The sequence below is a fragment of the Allobosea sp. RCC_152_1 genome (assembly GCF_041360765.1).
Taxonomy (GTDB): domain Bacteria; phylum Pseudomonadota; class Alphaproteobacteria; order Rhizobiales; family Beijerinckiaceae; genus Allobosea; species Allobosea spartocytisi.
This window is the reverse complement of the sequence record NZ_JBFUPU010000019.1, coordinates 1-1,999: the sequence shown is the minus strand read 5'-3', so window position 1 is coordinate 1,999 and position 1,999 is coordinate 1. Positions and strand designations below refer to the sequence as shown.

Here is a 1,999-nt window from a genome sequence, read left to right as displayed (position 1 = left end):
CGCATGTTCACGAAGATCCTGATCGCGAACCGTGGCGAGATCGCCTGCCGCGTCATCAAGACGGCGCGACGCATGGGCATCAAGACGGTGGCCGTCTATTCCGATGCGGATCGCGATGCGCTGCATGTCGAGATGGCCGACGAGGCCGTGCATATCGGCGCGGCGCCCGCTGCCCAGTCCTATCTGCTGATCGACAAGATCATCGATGCCTGCAAGCAGACGGGCGCGCAGGCCGTGCATCCCGGTTACGGCTTTCTGTCCGAGCGAGAGGCCTTCGCCCAGGCACTGAAGGATAACGGCATTGTCTTCATCGGGCCCAATCCCGGGGCGATCGCCGCGATGGGCGACAAGATCGAATCGAAGAAGGCGGCGGCTGCCGCGAAGGTCTCCACCGTTCCAGGCTTCCTCGGCATCATCGAGAGCCCCGAGCATGCCGTGACCATCGCCGACGAGATCGGCTATCCCGTGATGATCAAGGCCTCGGCCGGCGGTGGCGGCAAGGGCATGCGCATCGCCCATTCCTCGGGCGAGGTCGCGGAAGGTTTCGCCCGCGCCAAGTCGGAAGCCGCGTCCTCCTTCGGCGACGACCGCGTCTTCGTCGAGAAGTTCATCGTCGATCCCCGCCATATCGAGATCCAGGTTCTCGGCGACAAGCACGGCAACGTCATCTATCTCGGCGAGCGTGAATGCTCGATCCAGCGCCGCAACCAGAAGGTGCTGGAGGAGGCGCCGTCGCCGCTGCTGGATGAAGCGACCCGCCGCAAGATGGGCGAGCAGGCGGTCGCGCTGGCCAAGGCGGTGAACTACGACTCGGCCGGCACGGTCGAGTTCGTCGCCGGGCAGGACAAGTCCTTCTACTTCCTCGAGATGAACACCCGCCTTCAGGTCGAGCATCCCGTCACCGAGATGGTCACCGGCATCGACCTCGTCGAGCAGATGATCCGCGTCGCCTATGGTGAGAAGCTCGCGATCGCGCAGGCCGATGTGAAGCTCGACGGCTGGGCGGTCGAATCCAGAGTCTATGCCGAGGATCCGACCCGCAACTTCCTGCCCTCGACCGGCCGGCTCGTGACCTATCGGCCCCCGAGCGAGGGGCCGGACGGCGAGGCGACGGTCCGGAACGACACCGGCGTCTTCGAGGGCGGCGAGATCTCGATCTATTACGACCCGATGATCGCCAAGCTCGTCACGCATGCGCCGACGCGCGAGGCGGCGATCAAGGCTCAAGGCCGCGCGCTCGATGCCTTCGCCATCGACGGCATCCGCCACAACATTCCCTTCGTCGCGGCGGTGATGCAGCATCCGCGCTGGATCGCCGGCAACCTCTCGACCGGCTTCATCGCCGAGGAGTTTCCGGAAGGCTTCTCGCTGCCGGCGCCGAAGGGAGAGACGGCTTTGCGCATGGCCGCGATCGCGATCGCCTGCGACCACAAGCTCAACCAGCGCAAGCGAAACGTCTCGGCGCAGATGGAAGGCTGGCGCAAGGTCGCCTTCGACCGGCAGCGCATCGTCCAGCTCGGGCCTGAGCGCTTCGAGGGCGAGGTGATCGAGCAGGGCGGGGCGGTGGTCATCGCCTTCCCGGGCCGCAGCGTCAGCGTCGTCAGCGATTGGATCCCGGGCGAGCCCGTCTGGCACGGTACGCTCGACGGGGTGAAGGTCGCGGCGCAGATCCGGCCGATCCTCAACGGCGTCGCACTCGGCCATGCCGGCGCCTATGCCGACGCCCATGTCTATACGCAGCGCGAGGCGGAGCTCGCGGCGCTGATGCCGGAAAAGGTCGCGGCCGATACGGGCAAGGTCCTGCTCTGCCCGATGCCGGGGCTGGTCAAGTCGATCGCGGTGACGGTCGGGCAGGAGGTCAAGGCGGGCGAGCCGCTCGCCATGGTCGAGGCGATGAAGATGGAGAACGTGCTGCGCGCCGAAAAGGACGCCACCATCGCCAAGATCCTGGCGAAGGAGGGCGACTCGCTCGCTGTCGATGCCGTGATCATGGAATTCG

Annotated in this window: 1 protein-coding gene; it reads left to right on the top strand. The window is 66.2% G+C overall.

The features are described from left to right. Positions 1–3: 3 nt before the first annotated feature. A partial coding sequence (locus AB6806_RS28915; protein ID WP_370956364.1) for an acetyl-CoA carboxylase biotin carboxylase subunit occupies positions 4–1,999 on the top strand: 1,996 nt, incomplete at its 3' end.